Genomic DNA, 18409 nt, shown 5'->3' with positions numbered 1-18409 from the left:
ATGTGGTACAACAGTAACCGACTACATTCTTACTTGGGCTATCAAAGCCCTAATGATTTTGAATTGAAAATTAATGAATTAGAAAAAGTAGCTTAACTAGGGTGACTGAATTTACTTGACCAGGTCAGGTTATAAAGCCTGTGGATAGGTTATACCAGTTCCATTAAGTTTGTGATCTTGTTGTGCGCAGGAAAAATAACTCAAGGTAAGGCGCTCGATTGAGCAATAGCTGGCTATTGGGGTTGAGAGCAACACAGCCTTGAGCTATTTTAACTAGTACAAGTGAGCAATAACTTAATGGGATTGGTATTACAGGGTCATCGGTACTTACATCAATATAGACTTTATATTATCAAGTAATAGCACGCATATTTATTACAACACCATACCCGCTGATGTATATCGACTGGTTTATTAAAAATAACTATAATTTTGTCATGATAATTTTTTCTTGCGCTGGGATGATAAATATGAATTTATCAGTGTGCATATCTGACAAACCTAAATACTATTTTCCAATAGCCACAAGAAATTCGAAAAGCCATCTACACAACGCATGCGCTACAATCTTGAACAGTGTCATTCGAAAGGCGATTAAGAAACGTAAGCTATCTCCCTCTGACGATTCAGCGAAAAAAATAGTTTATCTTGAGGCTGAAGAGTTATCCAAAATGGATTATGCTGATAAGCAGCTAGAAAATGGCCTTGAATCGATTTATGATTTAATTCGAAGACCGTTTAAAAGATTTTATTTAAAATAGGGTGTTATAAAAAATATGTTACAAGCTCATTCACTAAGCCGCAGTATTGGTGCTTTCAAAAATTTTATCGGCAGATGCAGCGACAAAACCAGTGAAAATTTTACCGTTTTCCATTGGGTAGCGTTTCGCGAACTCGTAAAAACAGCTTGGAATAGCAACACTTTTGTCTGAGAATTCAACTAAGGCATGATCAGCCATGGTTGAAGACTGCTCTAGCTTAACGGCTTCATTACCTTTGATTTCACCACCGGTGCTATTTAGTGTAAAACCACCGGCTTTAACTGCTAAGTTTACCGCTTCAATTGAGTCATAGTTTTCTAAATGGTTAATGCTGACGGTGAAATGATTGGCGCGATAACCCCATGCCGCAACCCATGCTGCGTATTCACTTTCTGCCAGTAAGTCTAGATATTCTTGGTGGCTGACTTGCCAATGAGTACCTGAGTATAAGAAACTTTCAAGGTTAATATCTGCTTCATCAATGCCAGCAACCATTTTGTTAATAATAGCTTGTATGGGCAACGAAAACTCTTCTACTAATAGTTCACTGATAAATACTTTTGGTAAGTTGGTGTCTGAGTGTTCAAAGTGTTTTGCGTATAATTTTTTTGCCACAAAGTGGTATTCACCACATTCTGTGTAACCTAAGCTCAGCAAATGTTTTGATATTTTTGTGATATTTACCTTGGCAATATTAAAGGTACGGTAAGCAACATGGTCGTTGATTAAATCGTTATCGGTGCTTAAAAGCTGGTGTAATTTGTCAGCTGAAGGTGTGACTTCTAAGTAGTTTTGCCAAATGTTATTAAATAAATTTTTAACGGGTGTCATGTGAAAATCCTAAATGCATAAAGTAAATTAGTGTCGATAGCGTCAGTCAGCTGAATGGTATGTAAGGCTATTTATTATTTAAACAAGTTATTAACTCAGTGTTTAACTCAGTGTTTAATTAGGTAACTAAGTAAATAATATTTAGGACAGCATAATAAATAGCCACTCAGAACAAGCGGCTATATTTGATCGATAGTTTTGAAAAAGCTGGGACGGACCCCAGCTTTTTTTAATGGACAGTGCAGTTTCATTACCATTAAAATCTTGTTGATTACTTAATTGATAAACCAGGGCTTAACGTGGCTGGTAATGATACTTTTTCAGCTTCAACCGAAGCCACAGGGTAGGCACAGTAATCAGCAGCATAAAATGCGCTGGCTCTGTGATTACCACTGGCGCCAATACCACCAAAAGGTGCGGCACTGCTAGCGCCAGTAATTGGTTTGTTCCAGTTAACAATACCGGCACGAATACGGCGGAAGAAGTGATTGTATAATGCTTCGCTGTCACTCAATAAGCCAGCAGACAAACCAAAGGCAGTATTGTTAGCTTCATTAATTGCGGCATCAAAGTCAGTGTAGCGATATACTTTCAGTAATGGGCCAAAATGCTCATCATCTGGCATGCCTGAGATGTCGGTAACATCAACAATACCTGGTGAGATAAAACCAGTACCTACTTCAAGGTGCTTCATCATAACAAGCGGTTTTGCGCCAAGGTCAAGTAACTGTTGTTGTGCGGCAACTAAACCTAACGCGGCTTGTTCAGAAATCATTGAACCGATAAAAGGTTGTTCTGCATCGTCAAAATAACCAATTTTAATTGCGGTGGTACTAGCAACCAATTTAGCTAAAATAGCATCGCCTTGTTCGCCTGCTTCAATAAATAAGCGACGAGCACAAGTACAACGTTGGCCTGTAGTAATAAAGGCTGATTGCAAAATATCGTGTACTACCGCATCGATATCACTGACATCTTTAACGACTAATGGATTATTGCCGCCCATTTCTAGCGCTAAAATTTTACCTGGTTGGCCACCAAATTGTTCATGTAAAAAGTGACCTGTGGTTGAGCTACCGGTGAAGAATAAGCCATCAATTTGTGGATGATTGGCTAGTGCTTTACCGGTTTGAACTTCACCTTGAACCATATTGATCACGCCAGCAGGAAGGCCTGCTTTTAGCCATAACTTTAAGGTTTCTTCAGCAACCATCGGTGTTAATTCGCTTGGTTTGAATACCACGGTATTACCGGCAATAAGGGCAGGAACAATATGACCGTTGGGCAAGTGACCTGGGAAGTTATAAGGCCCGTAAACGGCGACAACACCATGAGGCTTATGACGAATAAAAGCTTTTGCACCTGGCATTGGGTTTTCAACCGTGCCGGTACGCTCTTCATTGGCGCGTACTGAAATGGCTATTTTACCGACCATAGCGCCTACTTCTGTGCGGGTTTCCCAAAGTGGTTTGCCTGTTTCAAGTGCAATAGTCGTGGCAAACGCTTCTTTATTTTCAGTCAGTAATTCAGCAAACTTAACGGCGATGGCAATACGTGCTTCAATGGTCATATTCGACCAAGTCTCAAACGCGGTACGGGCAGCCATAACGGCTTCGTCAACCTGTGCAACAGAAGCGGTATTTCCCTGCCAAACTACTTGATCTTTAGCCGGGTTTTTTGAAAAAATTTCATGGCCTAAACCGGCAGTCCAGTGACCATTAATAAGTTGTATATTGTCTGACATAGTTGATTCCTCTGTGCGTGTATCGCTCATGAGTGGATTAATTCGATGATTAATTTGAAATCAGGCGAACCCAATCTCCTTCATTAACCATTAGTGCATCGGCAACTGCTTGCGATACCACGACTTGATTAGCTGTTTCACGTAATAAAACCGGTGCTTGTGTTGCTCTAAAGTCTGCCACTTTGCCATTGCAAATAATGTAGTTATTGTCGTTTGCTATTTCACCAATTAATACTTGGCAACGTTGGCTTTGACAGACGGTTTTCACTAAGGCTGTTTGTGTTTCAACCGTTGGACCACCATCAAAAATATCGACATAACCACGGCGTGAAAAGCCTTCAGCTTCAAGCAATCTTAATGCTGGTACAGTTTTTGGATGCACCTTGTTGATCACGCGTTGTGCTTCTGGGCTTAGCAAGTTGACGTAAATTGGGTACTTTGGCATCAACTCAGCAATAAATACTTTTTTACCTATGCCGGTAAGATAGTCAGCGGTAGGGAAATCGAGAGAAAAGAAGTGTTCTTCTAGCCATTTCCAAAAGGGTGATGCGCCATCTTCGTCTGAAACACCACGCATTTCTGCGATAACTGTTTCAGCAAAGCGTTCAGTGTGCTCTGCCATAAAAAGAAAACGCGTACGTGATAAGAAACGGCCGTTACGATCTTTACGGTGACTTTCGCTCAAAAACAAAGTACAAATTTCAGAAGCACCCGTGTAATCATTGCACAATGACAAGGTTTCAACGGTATTATATATATTAAGCTCACGAGAGCTGTGCACAACCTTACCTAAATGGTAATGATAAAATGCATCATCCAAACCAACCGCTGCTTCAATGCCACTGGTGCCAACAACAGCACCTGTTTCGGTATCTTCCATGACAAAAAGGTAACCTTCATTGCCTGGCTGGGTCACCTTGCTGTCGAAAGAGACTTCAGCGTGAGAAATACGCTTTTTCAGCAGTTCTTCGTTGACCGGTAGTGATGTAAAACCGTGTCCTGACTCAACAGCAATGCGATGAAGTGCATCATAATCACTGTTTTGAATAGGGCGTATAATAATCATAGAAAACTCTCAATGAGACGTTCAAACACCTAAATATCTTAAGGCATTTGAACGCTATAATAATGGATGACTTATTTAGCTAATCTAGCCACGGCTTTTTCAAAACGTGCTAAACCTTCTACGATATCTTCATCAGGAATAACTAATGAAGGGGCAAAACGCATAATGTTAGCGCCGGCAATAAGTGTCATAACACCTTCTTCTAGTGCCAGATTTAACAACTCTTTTGCGCGACCTTTGTATGCTTCAGTTAACACGGCACCAATTAATAAGCCTTTACCACGAATTTCGCTAAACATAGGGTATCTGGCGTTAATAGCATTTAAACCTGCCACATAAAGTTTTGCTTTCGCTTTAACACCGTCTAACACTTCGACGGTATTAACGGTATCAAATGCTGCTTCGGCGACAGCACAGGCTAATGGATTACCACCGTATGTACTACCGTGCGTACCTACTTTAAGGTGCTGAGCAATATCATTTGTTGTGATCATAGCACCAATGGGGAAGCCACCACCGAGCGCTTTAGCGGTAGTTAAAATATCAGGTGTAACACCTAAGCCCATATAGGCATACAGCTCGCCTAAACGGCCAACACCAGTTTGAACTTCATCAAAAATTAATAAAGCGTTATGTTGGTTACAAAGTTCGCGCACACCTTTAGCAAACTCGTCTGTCGGTGAAACAACACCGCCTTCACCTTGTAATGGCTCCATGACAACTGCACAAGTTTTGTCAGACATAATAGCTTTTAAACTGTCTAAGTTATTGTACTCAGCATGGGCAATGTCGCCAGGTTTAGGGCCAAAACCATCAGAATAGGCTGTTTGACCACCAACGGTAACAGTAAAGAATGTGCGACCGTGGAAACCTTGTTTAAAAGCAATGATTTGCGACTTTTCTGCACTAAAGTTTTCAAGGGCAAAACGACGGGCTAATTTTAAAGCGGCTTCGTTAGCTTCTGCACCTGAGTTAGCAAAGTAAACTTTATCAGCAAAGGTGCTGTCAGTTAACTTTTTAGCTAAACGTAATGCCGGCTCGTTGGTCATAACATTGGATAAATGCCAAATTTTATTAGCTTGTTCGGTTAACGCGGTAACTAATGCAGGATGACAATGCCCTAAACAGTTAACGGCAATGCCGCCAGCAAAGTCGATAAATTCACGCTCTTGCTGATCCCAAACACGTGAACCTAGACCGCGAACAGGGATAACAGCAGATGGTGCATAGTTAGGTACCATAACATCATCAAATAACTCACGATTTACGGGGAAGTGGTTAGACATTGTAAATTCCTCTTATATTTAGGATAGTGTAATCAATCATTGTTTATTAGCTTTCGGTGTCAACACGAGTAAAACTAAATGAATTAACCAGTATGCATTATTTAATGGCAAGACTAATTAAAATAGGCACGGATTATGACAGAAAAAACAGACAGTGTCTTGTTCAAATGCGCTGAAGCCCTTGTAAATAAAGGCTTAGCCGTTTTTATTCATTATTATTGCATAACTATGTTTGCTGCTTTTTTTCACATTAAGGAGGGAATTCATTAATTCAATGGGTGTGGTTAGCGCCTTATGCCACTTACGTTGAACTGCAACTACGGGCAATGTTTCATAATTAATCAAAAATAAATTGGTGTAATTTAGCTTTAAGGTGACTTTACCGTCATATATTTGAAAGTAACAGCAAGTAACTAAGTTGTTGCTAGCTACTTGAAGGGTAGGATAAATTTGCACAAACACTAGATTGAAAGGCCAACAGGTGCTAATTAAAGGCTAGTTTTATATGGTCAATATCGCTTTTCTTTAATAAGGCAATGTCATTTTTTGTCAATTGACCCGCTGTGAGCAGTATTTTTGCTTCATCCGTGCTGATAAGGTCTTCTTTTGCTAAGTTTCTAAAAGTGACATAAGCTCTGGCCTTAGTAACTAACTTAGCAATTGGGCACATGTGATCGATATCAACCGCGTAGGCCAAATCGAATAATGGTTCAGTAATTTGCAAGCGATCAAAACGCATGAGTTCGACCATATCTGCCGCCACTTTACTGCTGCGTTGGAGTAATTGTTCGAGCAATAATTCGGGTGCTACGTCGAGTGTTACTAAAACATCATGTAATTTTTTATCTTTATCATCGTAAGCGGTGCGTAGTTCTTTATTGTAAAGCTCACTATAAGTATTTAAAAAGCCACGGGTAACCGCTAATAGGCCTAAGTTACTTAACATGCCGGCGGTAAAGGCGGTAAACTCATCTAAGCCTTGCTCCTTGGCTAATAATTGTGCCGCTAGCGCGACTGATAAACTATCGTTCCAGAGCTTTCTTTTCATTAAGGGGTAAGGTGTTGTATAGGCGGGTAACCAATGCTTTAGCATAAACACTGGCATGACCAATTTAAGGTTACCTAAACCGACATAACTTAACGCTAAATGGGGCTCAGTTACTTGTATATCTGAGCGTTTACGATACTGGGGCTTGTTGACTAGGTTGATTAACTCACTGCATAACCAAGGTAATGATTTCGCCAGTGGCGTGATACGATTGATGCTTGCCGCTTTTACGGCCAATATCTCCATAATAGAAGGTGCGGCATCTTCTATTTTCAACACATTCATGTAAAGGTTTTCTTTATTATTAAACTCTTTATCAACTTGGGCATTAACGCGCTTAAAAAACTGAGTCTTTACCTGTGTTTTAAAGTGTTCTTGGCCGTGCGCCTGAATAATTTTTTTTTTGTTAGCTTCTTCCTCTACCGCAAGTAACTCACGTCGACGGTTAAATTGCTCACTGTCTTGATGCTTAGTGATATTTATTTTACCATTTTTTAAGTTGGCAAAATCTTTACTAATTGTGAGACTCAGTGCACGGCTATAGATAGAGTAAACTAATTTATTATTTTCAAATATTCGCATCAGGACTTCGTTATCAGTATTTGTTATCAGTTTATAATGTTTTGTGCTCAGATAGGATATTGACCTATTTGGCTATTTCATTAGGGATTATTGATCTTTCGAGGCTTATACTTTTATTTTAAAAGCTTAATTGCACTTAACATTATTATCTATTTGATCTGAATATTGATCAATAAAATTTTGCAATAATTGGTGGCCCTGTTCAGTCAAAACCGATTCAGGATGAAATTGTACACTGGCAATGGGCAAGTATTTATGTTGTAAGGCCATAATATCTTGCTGGCCATTTTCAGTGATCCAAGCGGTTATTTCTAGTTCATCAGGTAGAGATTGTTTATCAACAATCAAGGAGTGATAACGCGTAACCGTTAATGGCTGCTTTAAAGTGCTAAATAAACCTTGTTCATTATGACTAATAATACTGGTTTTACCGTGCATAACTTTGCTAGCTTTAATCACTTTAGCGCCAAAGTGCTGAGCTATGCATTGATGTCCCAGGCATACGCCTAATATGGCAATATGGCCTTTAAATTTTTCTATTATCGCTAGCGATAAACCTGCGGCGTCAGGGTCACAAGGGCCGGGGGAAATAACAATATATTGTGGCGCTAATGCGGCGATTGCCTCTAAGCTGATTTCATCGTTTCTACAGACTTTAACCTCTTGGCCCAGCGCCTGAAAATAATGTACTAGGTTAAAAGTAAAAGAGTCGTAATTGTCGATCATTAATAGCAAAGCAACACCTGTATCGGACTAAGTCGTAAAGCGGGCGTTATTCTAAGCTTTTATTAATCGCCATTCTACCTTTAGTGATCGCTATGCTACGTTTAGTTTATTTTTAATAGTAAGGTGAATATATTTAACAACTTTTAGAGTCCTCGCTAAAAAATTATTAGCATAACTTTTGGTAAAACGCGCTTAATTGTTGCTGGGCTTGTAGCTGATTAATTAAAATGAAGGTTACCTTTTCACCGGGGCGCATTTGGCTTAAACGAAATAAGTCAGTTTGCATTACGGTGCCCAATACGGGATAGCCGCCCATGGTTTGTCGCTCCTTCATTAATACAATGGGTTGTTCATTGTCAGGAAACTGCACCATGCCGTAAGTTACCGGCATTGATAATAAGCAACGACTACGTAACTGCTCAGTCAGTATTTTTTTGTCTGGTGATGTCGATGACGAAGCCGCTTGCTTGGGCTCAACCTGTAGGCGATAACCCATACGATTGCTATCAGGTGAAATAACAAATTCAGTGGCGAGAAATTGTTGTTGCTTTACTTTACTCATTTGTAAAAATAAAGTACTGGGCATAACACGTAAGGTCAGTTTTTGCTGCGCATAAAATAGGGCTGGCGTCGCTGTAGGCTTGTTCGTTTGCTCTGGTATAGCTTGAGGTAAAGGCTGATCTTGTGTTGAAAAATAAAGTTTGCTACCCACTATCAACCCTGCACCAGTGAAGCCCAAAGCCATTTCATTAACGGTTTGAGCGAAGCTGCCTAACCAGGGCTGTTGTGCTGTTTGGCAAGTAAAACCGCCAAACACCGCTAGATAACTATGTAAACCTGTCTTTGGCATAGTGAAGTCTAATATGTCGCCAGTTTGTAGCTGATAGCATTGCCAGTTATTAACCGCGATATTATTGATTTGAGCTTGGCAATCAGCACCGGTTATTGCAATTATACAAGTCGCACTGGCTTTGAAGCTTATTTGCCCTAAGGTTATTTCTATTGCTGCCCAGTTGTTTGGTTTATTATCTATCTTGGTAATACTATGCTGATGTTTGGTGCTGGGTTTATTCGCACTGGGTTTATTAGCACTGGGTTTATTAGCGCTAGGTTGATTAGTGCTAAGCCTATTAACCATGAGTTGATTAGCGCTAAGAAAAGCAAATTCGTCGGCGGCACCACTGGCACTAAAACCGAGATGTTGGGCATTAAGCCGGCCAAGATCTTGAATACTTGCCCCACCATTCATGGTGATAATTTCAAGGTGATTTTGACTCATTTCACTAAACCTTGTTGTAGTGTAATAAATTCAGCTTTTGAAATAGCATAAAACTGCACATTTTGCCCAACCTTAATGGTGGCACTGAACTGGCCATTTTTACTTGCATACATATCATACATAGGTAAGGGGGTTTGACCGATGATATGCCAACCACCTGGGCTCTCAATGGGATAAATAGCACTTTGCTGCTCTGCAATAGCAACTGCGCCTTTAGGTACTTTTATGCGCGGTGAAGACTTACGAGGTAAATGTAAGCTGTCGGGTAAACTGGCTAAGTAACAAAACCCGGGGGTAAAACCTAAAGCATAGCCGTGGTAAGTGTGAGCACAGTGCTGTTTGATAACCTCATCCATTGAGATGTTACAGCGCTTGGCAACGTCGGCTAAATCCCACTGTTGCTCAGTATCGTAATAAACGGGTATTTTAATGCAATCAACACTGGGCGTTTTATTTTTTAGCTTATCGTCTTGGCTATTATCTTGGTTAGGCTTGTCACTATGGTTTTTGGCGATGCTATTAATCTTATCAATTACTTGCATGGTTGAAGTAAGCTTAGGGCAATAATAAACCATTAAACAATGATAGCTTGCCACTGTTTCTATAATCAACTCCCCCAATTGCTGGGCAATCATTGACTGCAAGGCAATAATTTCATTATGTTGTGTCAGCGATATTTTGGCTTGCCAGCTCAGCAGTAAGGCGTTTTCTGTGACTAGGTCAATGGTAAAGTTCGCACAATATTCAGCGTTGTTTTTAGCCTTGCTTTTAGTACTGTCTTGATAATTATTTATCATATTAACGCTGACCTTTGCTGATTAATGGTTTGGCGCAAGGCTTTAATCATGGCTAAGGCGTTTGGCGTGTCGCCATGAACACATAGGGTATCAATATGAAATTGCAACGCTTGTTGGTTAATGCTGAGTAAGGGTTGTTGATTAAGCATATCTTGGCAACGACTGACGACATCAATATTGTTAGTTAATACCGCACCCGTTGTGCTACGTGGCACTAAAAAACCGTTATCCAAATAGGCTCGGTCAGCAAAGGCTTCAAAATAGAGCGAAAGATGATGTTTTTTCGCTATCTGCTGAAATTTGTCGCCCTCGGTTAATGCTTGTATCATCAATGATAGTGGCTTGTTGTTACTTTGGTTTAGTTGTGAAATAGCCAAACAGACATCATCAAATAGGCTTAAGTTGGTCATCATATCGTTGTATAAAGCACCATGGGGCTTTACGTAGTCAAGCTGAGCATGTTCAACCACACACAGTGCCTGCAATGCGCCGATTTGATATTGCACGTTGGCGATTAATTCATCTTGCGATAAGTGCATAGATTGACGACCAAAATTTTCTACATCAGGGTAACTTGGGTGTGCCCCGATAATCACTTGATGTTGCTGGGCAAGTTTAATGGTTTTTTTAATGGTTAGGGGATCTGAACCATGAAAGCCACAAGCAATATTTGCCATATCAATCAATGGCATAATAGCGCTGTCGTTATTATTTTTAAACTCACCTAAATCACAGTTCAGCTTCATGGCTTATGCTCTATTTAATCATCATTGATGTGACGTCGTTTACGTTCGGGGTGGCTAACAACTACATCGGTAAGCGGCGTACAACTGCAGCTTAATATATAGCCTTGTTGCTGCTCGTCGTCGGACAAACCATCTTGGCAAAGTTGTTCTACTTCACCCTGTTCTAATTTTACTTTGCAACTGCCACACATACCACCGCGGCATGAAGAAGGCAGCATTAAGCCGGCGTCTTCGCCTTGTTCAAGTAGTGTTTGGTTGTTATTACCGGTAATGGTTTTATTAAAGCTGGTAAAGGTTAGTACGGGTTTGCTTTTTTTAACGGTCAATGTTGAATCCTTTTTTACTTGGGTGTTGGTGTTTGTCGCCTTGATAGCAAACTTACTGCTAACGGTAAATACGGGTGCTGCTTGGCGCTTTAATACTTCAATGGTATCGCCACGCTTAATTTGGCCTTGATTAAGTGCGACTAAGTTTTGGCCAAATAAAATGTCACCATTAGCTAATTGGCGATAACTTTTTAGCGTATTTAAAGGCTCTTGCTGGCGATTTTTTTCACCAGTGCTAGGGTTAATAGTGGTAAAAATACAGCGCGTGCAAGGTGTCGTTATTTCAAACTCCACTTCACCAATGCGAATGTGTTGCCAAGTATCTTCTGCAAAAGTTTCACAGTTATTCACGACAATATTAGGGCGAAATTGTGTCATGGAAATGGTGTGGGTGTCAGTTTTATATTGCTTATTTAAGCTATCAAGTGATGCTTGTGAAAGAAGTAATAACGGGTAGGCGTCAGCAAAGCCAACTTGGCTAGTTTTGTTTTTAACAAAACGTTGAGAATCTGCACCAAAAAACAGTAGCTGGCAAGGCTTTTGAAGATAGTGACTAAACCATTGATTAATGTTTTCTCGACACTGTTGAGCGTCAATGGTGTCATTCCACACGTTGACAGCAACATAACCTTGGCAAAGATTATGATATTCAATTACTAAGGCTGGCATGTTGGGCGCGACAATGATCAGGCCTGTGGCGGTTAAATTCGCTTGAATTAAGCATAAAGTTGGCTGCGTACGCGCAGTGATAAACTGTCCATCAGGGCTCGCAACCACAAAGCGACGATCAAAGGCTAAGCCAAGTTCTTCAACCCAGCTATTAGACAGCTCAATGCCGGCGCTAGACTTTATTGGATAAACATAGATATTTTGTAGAATAGCCTGACTCATGAACACTCTCAAAGGTAACTAATGGTGATGCCAGCGGCTTAATTATCTGAAGTGAATAAATAATTATTGCCGTTAGGGTTAATCGTTTTGATAGTGGGGAAAATGCATCAACTTTGCAATATGTATTTTTGGCGGATTAAGGTATATTGCCTCCATTGTGATTTAAATTTTAGCTCGAACTAGCATACGCGCGTCAGGGTTATCTAAATAGGTTTTTATGCATCTTCATATATTAGGCATTTGTGGCACGTTTATGGGCGGTATTGCCGCTATTGCCAAGCAAATGGGCTTTCGAGTTTCTGGCTGTGACGCCAATGTTTACCCACCCATGAGCACTCAGCTAGAACAACTGGGTATTGAATTAAAATCAGGCTACTTAATTGAACACTTAGCTGATGAGCCTGATTTAGTGATTGTTGGCAATGCCATGACACGTGGCAATGCCATGGTGGAGTATATCCTCGATAGAAAAATCTCTTACACCTCAGGTCCGCAGTGGTTATTAGAGCATGTTTTAAAAGATCGTTGGGTGTTAGCTGTTTCGGGTACGCACGGCAAAACCACTACCAGTTCTATGCTAACCTGGATACTGCAATACGCCGGTATGGCGCCAGGCTTTTTGATTGGTGGTGTGCCACAAAATTTTGATTGTTCTGCCCGTTTGGGTAATGCGCCATTTTTTGTGATTGAAGCGGATGAATACGATACGGCGTTTTTTGATAAACGTTCTAAATTTGTCCATTATCGCCCAAATACTTTAGTGATCAATAATATGGAATTTGATCATGCGGATATTTTTCATGATATCAGCGATATTCAACGGCAATTTCATCATCTTATTCGTATGGTGCCGAGCAATGGTCTTATTTTGTCACCAAAAAATGATCTTGCCACGACAGAAACATTAGCCATGGGCTGTTGGACACCTACTGAATATAGTGTCGCTAAAGCAGATAACCTATTGGGTTGGTATGCAGAGAAATGTCTTGCTGATGGCAGTGAGTTTATCGTTAGCTTTGAAGGTGTAATACAAGGGCGAGTGAATTGGGCATTAATAGGCGACTTTAATATCGACAACGGTTTAATGGCGATTGCCGCGGCTCGTCATGCCGGTGTGCCAAGCGCAGTCGCTATCGAAGCGTTAGCGAGTTTTATAAATACTAAGCGCCGATTAGAACTTAAAGGTGAAGTCAATCAAGTCAGAGTGTTTGACGACTTTGCCCATCACCCAACCGCTATTGTTAAAACATTAGCCGGTGTGCGAGCAAATGTTGGCAACCGGCGAGTGATAGCGATATTAGAGCCACGTTCAAACACCATGAAATCAGGTGTACATAAAGATACCTTGGCAAAATCGTTATCGGATGCAGACATGGTGTTTGTCTATCAAGGTGAACAAGTTAAGTGGTCTGTAGAGGCATTAATTGCCGACTGCACTCAGCCATGTTTTGTTGGTCAAGATATTGCGCCAATGGTGGCTGACATTGTAGCGAAGACACAAGCAGGTGATACGCTGGTAGTGATGAGTAATGGTGATTTTGGTGGCATTCATGAGAAACTATTGTCAGCACTGGCCGAGTTATAATCGCCATTTAAATAGCGCAAAAAAAATTATGTATAAGCTATCTATAACAATTTCATTAATTAGGTGGTCTACTTTATACGCAGGAAAAACGAGCCAATAATTAGTGAGATTGGTATTACTTTAGTTAGTCATAAAGGTACTAATTGACTGATTAATATTTATCTTGATATCACTAATGCAGGTTTATTAATCCCAGTAGGGACTAATACCAAGTTGATTAATTACCTGCTCATTTTTAATGGTTAAAATAAAAAACTACAGCGTTATAAAATTTATAAGGTGAATAACTACTTACTAAATTTTATGCCTTGTATTTCTTCATTTTTCCTCATGAAAAAGTAGAGCACTTAATTAATCAAATTGGTATAATACCAATCCCATTAAGTTATTGCTCACTTGTACTAGTTAAAATAGCTCAAGGCTGTGTTGCTCTCAATCCCAATAGCCAGCTATTGCTCAATCGAGCGCCTTACCTTGAATTATTTTTCCTGCGCACAACAAGATCACAAACTTAATGGAACTGGTATAATAAACCTGCATTAGTGCTTTTAATATAAAGGTACTAATTTAAGACAAAAAATTAATTAGCATTTGCTGCGACTTTGCTCTTTGCTTTTAGGGCTTTAATATCGACACCATCAAGCAGTAGCATTACATCAGCAAGTAATCTTTTAAGTTCAGTAACTTCAGTAGGAATGCTCTTTTTTATTTTTTGTACGTAAGCCATCGCTTCACGTTTTTGAATAACGTCTAATAGCGCTTTTAGGGTATCAGTATTATTAGCATCAATGGGGGGGAGCTTTTGTTCACTGGCAACATTGTAAAGTGAATAAGTGGTAATTAAGCTCGCCTGTGCTTGTGTTAATCTTTCCATAAAAATCAGTCCTTGTTTTTTTTGTTATCTTGCTTATTTGCTTAGATATCATACTGAAAAATAAAAAAGCTGTCTATTTTTTATGCACATTAACTATGAAAAATATTTACATTTAACATTTGCTGATAATCGGTGTTGAACGGTAAATAGCGACTATTTATCGCATTCGACTTAAATTTTCAATGCTGATGTGTTCTAGTAAGTAGATAACAATAATTAGGTTGAATTTAATGTCTAAATTTACTACTCGAATTTCTTCACTAGCACTCAGTGTTACTTTGGTATTAGGCGCTGGTCAACAGGTGTTTGCCGACGATAACGCGGCTAAAATGCCCGAAAAAACCAAAGCTGAAAAGTGGTCGGTTAATAGCCCCCAAGGCGAATTTACTAGTGCAAAAATTGATGTTCGCCAAGGTACTTGGATGAATGTCGATATTAGTCCAGATGGTCAAACCCTGGTATTTGATTTATTGGGTGATATTTATACTTTACCGATTGAAGGCGGTGAAGCAAGTGCATTGATGACTGATATTGCTTGGCAAATGCAGCCACGTTTTAGTCCGGACGGAAAGCACATCGCTTTTACCTCTGATGAAGACGGTGGCGATAATTTATGGGTCATGAAAGCAGATGGCAGTGCTGGCAAAGCGATCAGCAGTGAAACTTTTCGTTTATTAAATAGCCCCGCATGGTCGCCTGATGGTAACTATATTGTTGGCCGTAAACACTTTACTGGCTCTCGTTCTCTGGGTGCTGGCGAAGTATGGATGTATCACAAAACGGGTGGCAACGGTGTGATGTTAACTAAGCGACCTAATGAGCAAAAAGATTTAGGTGAACCGGCATTTTCAGCTGACGGCAAATACGTTTACTTCTCGCAAGACGCGACACCGGGTAAAACTTTTCATTACAGTAAAGATTCTGAGAAGGGCATTTATAAGATTAAACGCTTAGCACTTGAAAGCGGTGAAATTAAAGTAGTTATTGCTGGTAAAGGCGGCGCAATACGCCCAGTGCCGTCACCCGATGGTCAATATTTAGCTTATATCAGCCGAGACGACTTTCAATCTAATTTATACTTGTATGACTTAAAAAGCGGCGAAGAAAAGCTGATTTTTGAAAATTTAGATCGTGACATGCAAGAAACCTGGGCGATTCACGGTGTCTATCCTAATATGGCGTGGCTACCTAATAGCACCGGCATGGTGTTTTGGTCAGGTGGTCAAATTAACAAACTTGATCTTGAAAATAACACCACTACGATCATTCCTTTTCATGTAAAAACCGAGAAAAAAATTCAAACAGCGTTACGTTTTCAACAAGATATTGATCAAGACAATTTTGACGTGAAAATGTTGCGTGATGTTGAAATATCACCTAATGGCCGCAAAGTGGTATACGAATCAATGGGCCATATTTATGTGCGGACCATTGCTGATGGCAAAGTTAAAGGTAAAGCCAAGCGTTTAACAAAACAAACATCGCACTTTGAATTGAACCCTAGTTTCTCTCGTGATGGCCGAACGGTTGTTTATAGTACTTGGGATGATAAAAAGCTGGGTGAAATTCGCTCAGTATCATCACGTGGCGGTAGCAGCAGCGCGTTAACTCAAGAGCCAGGAAAATACATAGAACCAAGTTTCTCTCCTGATGGCAAAACCGTGGTATTTCGTAAAGTGGCCGGCGGTTATATTACTGATCCAACTTGGGGCCTAAACCCAGGAGTTTATACGGTAAGTGCCAAAGGCGGTACGCCAAAACTAGTGACAGAATCAGGTTTACTACCGCATTTTGGCGCTAAAAATGATCGCATTTATGTTTTACGCAACGGTGAAAAACCCCAACTAGTAAAAGTTAGTTTAGATAATTCATCAAACGCTAACAAAGAACAAGCGCTTTATCAGGGTAAGTTTGCTACCGAATATAAGGTCTCACCTGATGGTAAATATTTAGCTTTTGCTGAGCGCTTCAAGGTCTTTGTCACCCCCTTTGTTGAGCGTGGCCAAGTAATTGACATTGGTCCGAAAGCGAAAAACTTGCCAGTGAAAAAACTGTCGTTACGTGCTGGTGAAGGCATCAATTGGAATGGTGAATCTAATGAGCTTTATTGGAGCTTAGGGCCAGATTTATATCAAGCCAGTGTTGGTGGCTTATTTGAGATAAACGATGAAAAGGCTATGGCTAAAACCGAAGCTAATAGTAGTGAAGAACAGGCAACAGAGTCGTTAACTCCAGCGCCGCTGACCACCTATTTAGGTTTTAAAGAAAAAGCGGATAAACCTTCAGGTCGTGTCGCTTTCGTGGGTGGTAAAGTTATTACCATGGAAGGTGAGCAAATAATTGAAAACGGCGTAGTGGTTGTTGAAGGTAATAAGATTATTGCGGTGGGTAAAAACGGCCAAGTCAATATTCCGTCAAATGCTAAGATTATTGATGTCACGGGTAAGTCAATTATGCCAGGCCTGATTGATGCGCATGCACATGGGCCCCAAGGCAGCAATGAAATTATTCCCCAGCAAAACTGGAAAAACTATGCTGGCTTAGCGTTAGGTGTCACCACGATTCACGATCCATCAAACGACACCACTGAGTTTTTTGCGGCGAGTGAAATGCAAAAGGCCGGTGATATTGTTGGCCCACGTTTATTCTCTACCGGTAGTATTTTATACGGAGCCACGGTTGCCGGTTATACCTCGCATGTTGATAGCTTAGCCGATGCTAAATTTCATATTGAACGTCTGAAAAAAGCTGGTGTGTTTAGTGTTAAAAGCTACAACCAACCGCGTCGTAATCAACGCCAACAAATGATCCAAGCCGCGCGTGAAGCAGAAATATTAGTGGTACCAGAAGGGGGTTCACTGCTACAACATAATTTATCTATGATTATTGATGGCCATACCACGTTAGAGCATTCAATCTCGACTGCGAAGATTTATGATGACATCAAGCAATTATGGTCACAATCTGAAATGGCCTACACACCAACGATGGGTGTGGCTTACGGTGGTATTTCAGGTGAGCATTATTGGTATGACACCACAGACGTATGGCAGCATCCACGTTTGAGCCAGTATGTACCTAGCGAGTTTTTAGACCCGCGTTCGATGCGCCGTACCAAAGCGCCGCTTCATCATTACAACCATATTAATGTTGCTAAAGTAGCAAAAGAGCTACAAGACTTAGGTGTTGTGGTTAACGCGGGTGGTCATGGTCAACGTGAAGGTTTAGCCATGCACTGGGAAATGTGGATGATGGCACAAGGGGGTATGTCGCCATTGAATGCTATTCGCACCGCAACGATTGCACCGGCACAGACCTTAGGTTTAGATAGCCAGTTAGGTTCACTGAAGGTGGGTAAACTTGCTGATATTTTAGTCATTGATGGTGACGTAAGTAAAGACATCCGTTTATCTGATAAAGTTATTTACACCATGATTAATGGCCGTTTGTATAATGCTGACACCATGAATGAAGTAGGAAATTACGATAATAAGCGTGATAAATTCTATTTCGAAAAATAGTCTTTTAGTTTTATTTTATTAGTACTGTTGATAAAGCCCAGAAATTTCTGGGCTTTTTATGTTTAGGCCTCTCTCAAAAATCCTGTCTTCAAGGTATCAACCTGGTATTAGTACATCTTGGTAATTGCGCCTATATTACACTCATCAACAATAACCATTTTCAAACATTATTTACCTCAGATAAAAGCATGGCATATAGCTAAAGCCTTATTTAAATGATTATACCAGTTCCATTAAGTTTGTGATCTTGTTGTGCGCAGGAAAAATAACTCAAGGTAAGGCGCTCGATTGAGCAATAGCTGGCTATTGGGATTGAGAGCAACACAGCCTTGAGCTATTTTAACTA

The 18409-nt window shown here is 40.3% G+C and carries 13 protein-coding genes and 1 pseudogene; 3 read left to right on the top strand and 11 right to left on the bottom strand.

Translation table 11 applies throughout. From position 1 onward, the window contains the following. Positions 1-537: 537 nt before the first annotated feature. A pseudogene (locus tag ESZ39_RS18340) lies at positions 538-671 on the top strand (IS256 family transposase); the annotation flags it as partial. 123 nt (positions 672-794) lie between these two features. Here the strand turns inward: ESZ39_RS18340 and ESZ39_RS15440 are convergent. From ESZ39_RS15440 to ESZ39_RS15395, 10 genes are all read right to left on the bottom strand, one after another. Then, positions 795-1592: a DUF1338 domain-containing protein gene (locus ESZ39_RS15440; RefSeq protein ID WP_146880816.1), complete on the bottom strand. Its 798-nt coding sequence runs from the start codon at positions 1590-1592 to the stop codon at positions 795-797. A 271-nt stretch (positions 1593-1863) separates the two neighbouring features. Then, positions 1864-3336, bottom strand: coding sequence for a succinylglutamate-semialdehyde dehydrogenase (astD, locus tag ESZ39_RS15435; protein WP_146880815.1), 1473 nt, complete (start codon positions 3334-3336; stop codon positions 1864-1866). Positions 3337-3385: 49 nt separating this feature from the next. Continuing rightward, a complete protein-coding gene (astA, locus tag ESZ39_RS15430; protein WP_146880814.1) occupies positions 3386-4402 on the bottom strand; it encodes an arginine N-succinyltransferase in 1017 nt (338 codons plus the stop codon). Between the two features lie 71 nt (positions 4403-4473). Continuing rightward, positions 4474-5688 carry an aspartate aminotransferase family protein gene (locus ESZ39_RS15425; protein ID WP_146880813.1) on the bottom strand — a complete coding sequence of 405 codons (1215 nt, stop codon included), beginning with the start codon at positions 5686-5688 and terminating at the stop codon, positions 4474-4476. Positions 5689-6172: 484 nt separating this feature from the next. Further along, positions 6173-7318 (bottom strand): HDOD domain-containing protein, encoded by a 1146-nt coding sequence (locus ESZ39_RS15420; protein WP_146880812.1) that lies wholly within the window; start codon positions 7316-7318, stop codon positions 6173-6175. Positions 7319-7444: 126 nt separating this feature from the next. Beyond that, positions 7445-8053, bottom strand: a complete 609-nt coding sequence (locus ESZ39_RS15415) for an anthranilate synthase component II (RefSeq protein ID WP_146880811.1) — start codon at positions 8051-8053, stop codon at positions 7445-7447. Between the two features lie 157 nt (positions 8054-8210). After that, entirely contained in the window at positions 8211-9323 is a 1113-nt protein-coding gene (locus ESZ39_RS15410) for a biotin-dependent carboxyltransferase family protein (RefSeq protein ID WP_146880810.1), read from the bottom strand. Next, complete coding sequence (locus ESZ39_RS15405) at positions 9320-10120, bottom strand: 5-oxoprolinase subunit B family protein (RefSeq protein ID WP_146880809.1); 801 nt, start codon at positions 10118-10120, stop codon at positions 9320-9322. Before ESZ39_RS15405 ends, ESZ39_RS15410 begins: the two co-directional genes overlap by 4 nt. Further along, the gene (locus ESZ39_RS15400) at positions 10117-10866 is read right to left on the bottom strand and encodes a 5-oxoprolinase subunit PxpA (protein WP_146880808.1); all 750 of its coding nucleotides are present in this window, start codon (positions 10864-10866) and stop codon (positions 10117-10119) included. The genes ESZ39_RS15405 and ESZ39_RS15400 overlap by 4 nt, the downstream gene beginning before the upstream one ends. A 14-nt stretch (positions 10867-10880) precedes the next feature. Next, positions 10881-12083: a YcbX family protein gene (locus ESZ39_RS15395; protein ID WP_146880807.1), complete on the bottom strand. Its 1203-nt coding sequence runs from the start codon at positions 12081-12083 to the stop codon at positions 10881-10883. Between the two features lie 217 nt (positions 12084-12300). On the opposite strand from ESZ39_RS15395, the gene mpl reads away from it, so the two are divergent. Then, entirely contained in the window at positions 12301-13668 is a 1368-nt protein-coding gene (gene mpl / locus ESZ39_RS15390) for a UDP-N-acetylmuramate:L-alanyl-gamma-D-glutamyl-meso-diaminopimelate ligase (RefSeq protein WP_146880806.1), read from the top strand. Positions 13669-14248: 580 nt separating this feature from the next. On the opposite strand, the gene ESZ39_RS15385 is transcribed toward mpl, so the two are convergent. Next, positions 14249-14542, bottom strand: a complete 294-nt coding sequence (locus tag ESZ39_RS15385) for a hypothetical protein (RefSeq protein WP_146880805.1) — start codon at positions 14540-14542, stop codon at positions 14249-14251. Positions 14543-14772: 230 nt separating this feature from the next. Between ESZ39_RS15385 and ESZ39_RS15380 the strand changes: the two genes are divergently transcribed. Further along, entirely contained in the window at positions 14773-18063 is a 3291-nt protein-coding gene (locus tag ESZ39_RS15380; RefSeq protein ID WP_146880804.1) for an amidohydrolase family protein, read from the top strand. Positions 18064-18409 lie beyond the last annotated feature (346 nt).

The organism is Colwellia sp. C1TZA3, from assembly GCF_007954265.1.
Lineage (GTDB): Bacteria > Pseudomonadota > Gammaproteobacteria > Enterobacterales > Alteromonadaceae > Cognaticolwellia.
The sequence above is the reverse complement of the archived record's forward strand: the minus strand, read 5'-3'. Positions and strand labels throughout refer to the sequence as shown.

Excerpts from the sequence above, each read along its gene's own strand:
- mpl (WP_146880806.1), top strand. The coding sequence starts at position 12,301 with ATGCATCTTCATATATTAGGCATTTGTGGCACGTTTATGGGCGGTATT.
- ESZ39_RS15400 (WP_146880808.1), bottom strand. The coding sequence starts at position 10,866 with ATGAAGCTGAACTGTGATTTAGGTGAGTTTAAAAATAATAACGACAGC.
- astA (WP_146880814.1), bottom strand. The coding sequence starts at position 4,402 with ATGATTATTATACGCCCTATTCAAAACAGTGATTATGATGCACTTCAT.
- ESZ39_RS15395 (WP_146880807.1), bottom strand. The coding sequence starts at position 12,083 with ATGAGTCAGGCTATTCTACAAAATATCTATGTTTATCCAATAAAGTCT.
- astD (WP_146880815.1), bottom strand. The coding sequence starts at position 3,336 with ATGTCAGACAATATACAACTTATTAATGGTCACTGGACTGCCGGTTTA.
- ESZ39_RS15385 (WP_146880805.1), bottom strand. The coding sequence starts at position 14,542 with ATGGAAAGATTAACACAAGCACAGGCGAGCTTAATTACCACTTATTCA.
- ESZ39_RS15420 (WP_146880812.1), bottom strand. The coding sequence starts at position 7,318 with ATGCGAATATTTGAAAATAATAAATTAGTTTACTCTATCTATAGCCGT.
- ESZ39_RS15410 (WP_146880810.1), bottom strand. The coding sequence starts at position 9,323 with ATGAGTCAAAATCACCTTGAAATTATCACCATGAATGGTGGGGCAAGT.
- ESZ39_RS15440 (WP_146880816.1), bottom strand. The coding sequence starts at position 1,592 with ATGACACCCGTTAAAAATTTATTTAATAACATTTGGCAAAACTACTTA.
- ESZ39_RS15405 (WP_146880809.1), bottom strand. The coding sequence starts at position 10,120 with ATGATAAATAATTATCAAGACAGTACTAAAAGCAAGGCTAAAAACAAC.
- ESZ39_RS15425 (WP_146880813.1), bottom strand. The coding sequence starts at position 5,688 with ATGTCTAACCACTTCCCCGTAAATCGTGAGTTATTTGATGATGTTATG.
- ESZ39_RS15380 (WP_146880804.1), top strand. The coding sequence starts at position 14,773 with ATGTCTAAATTTACTACTCGAATTTCTTCACTAGCACTCAGTGTTACT.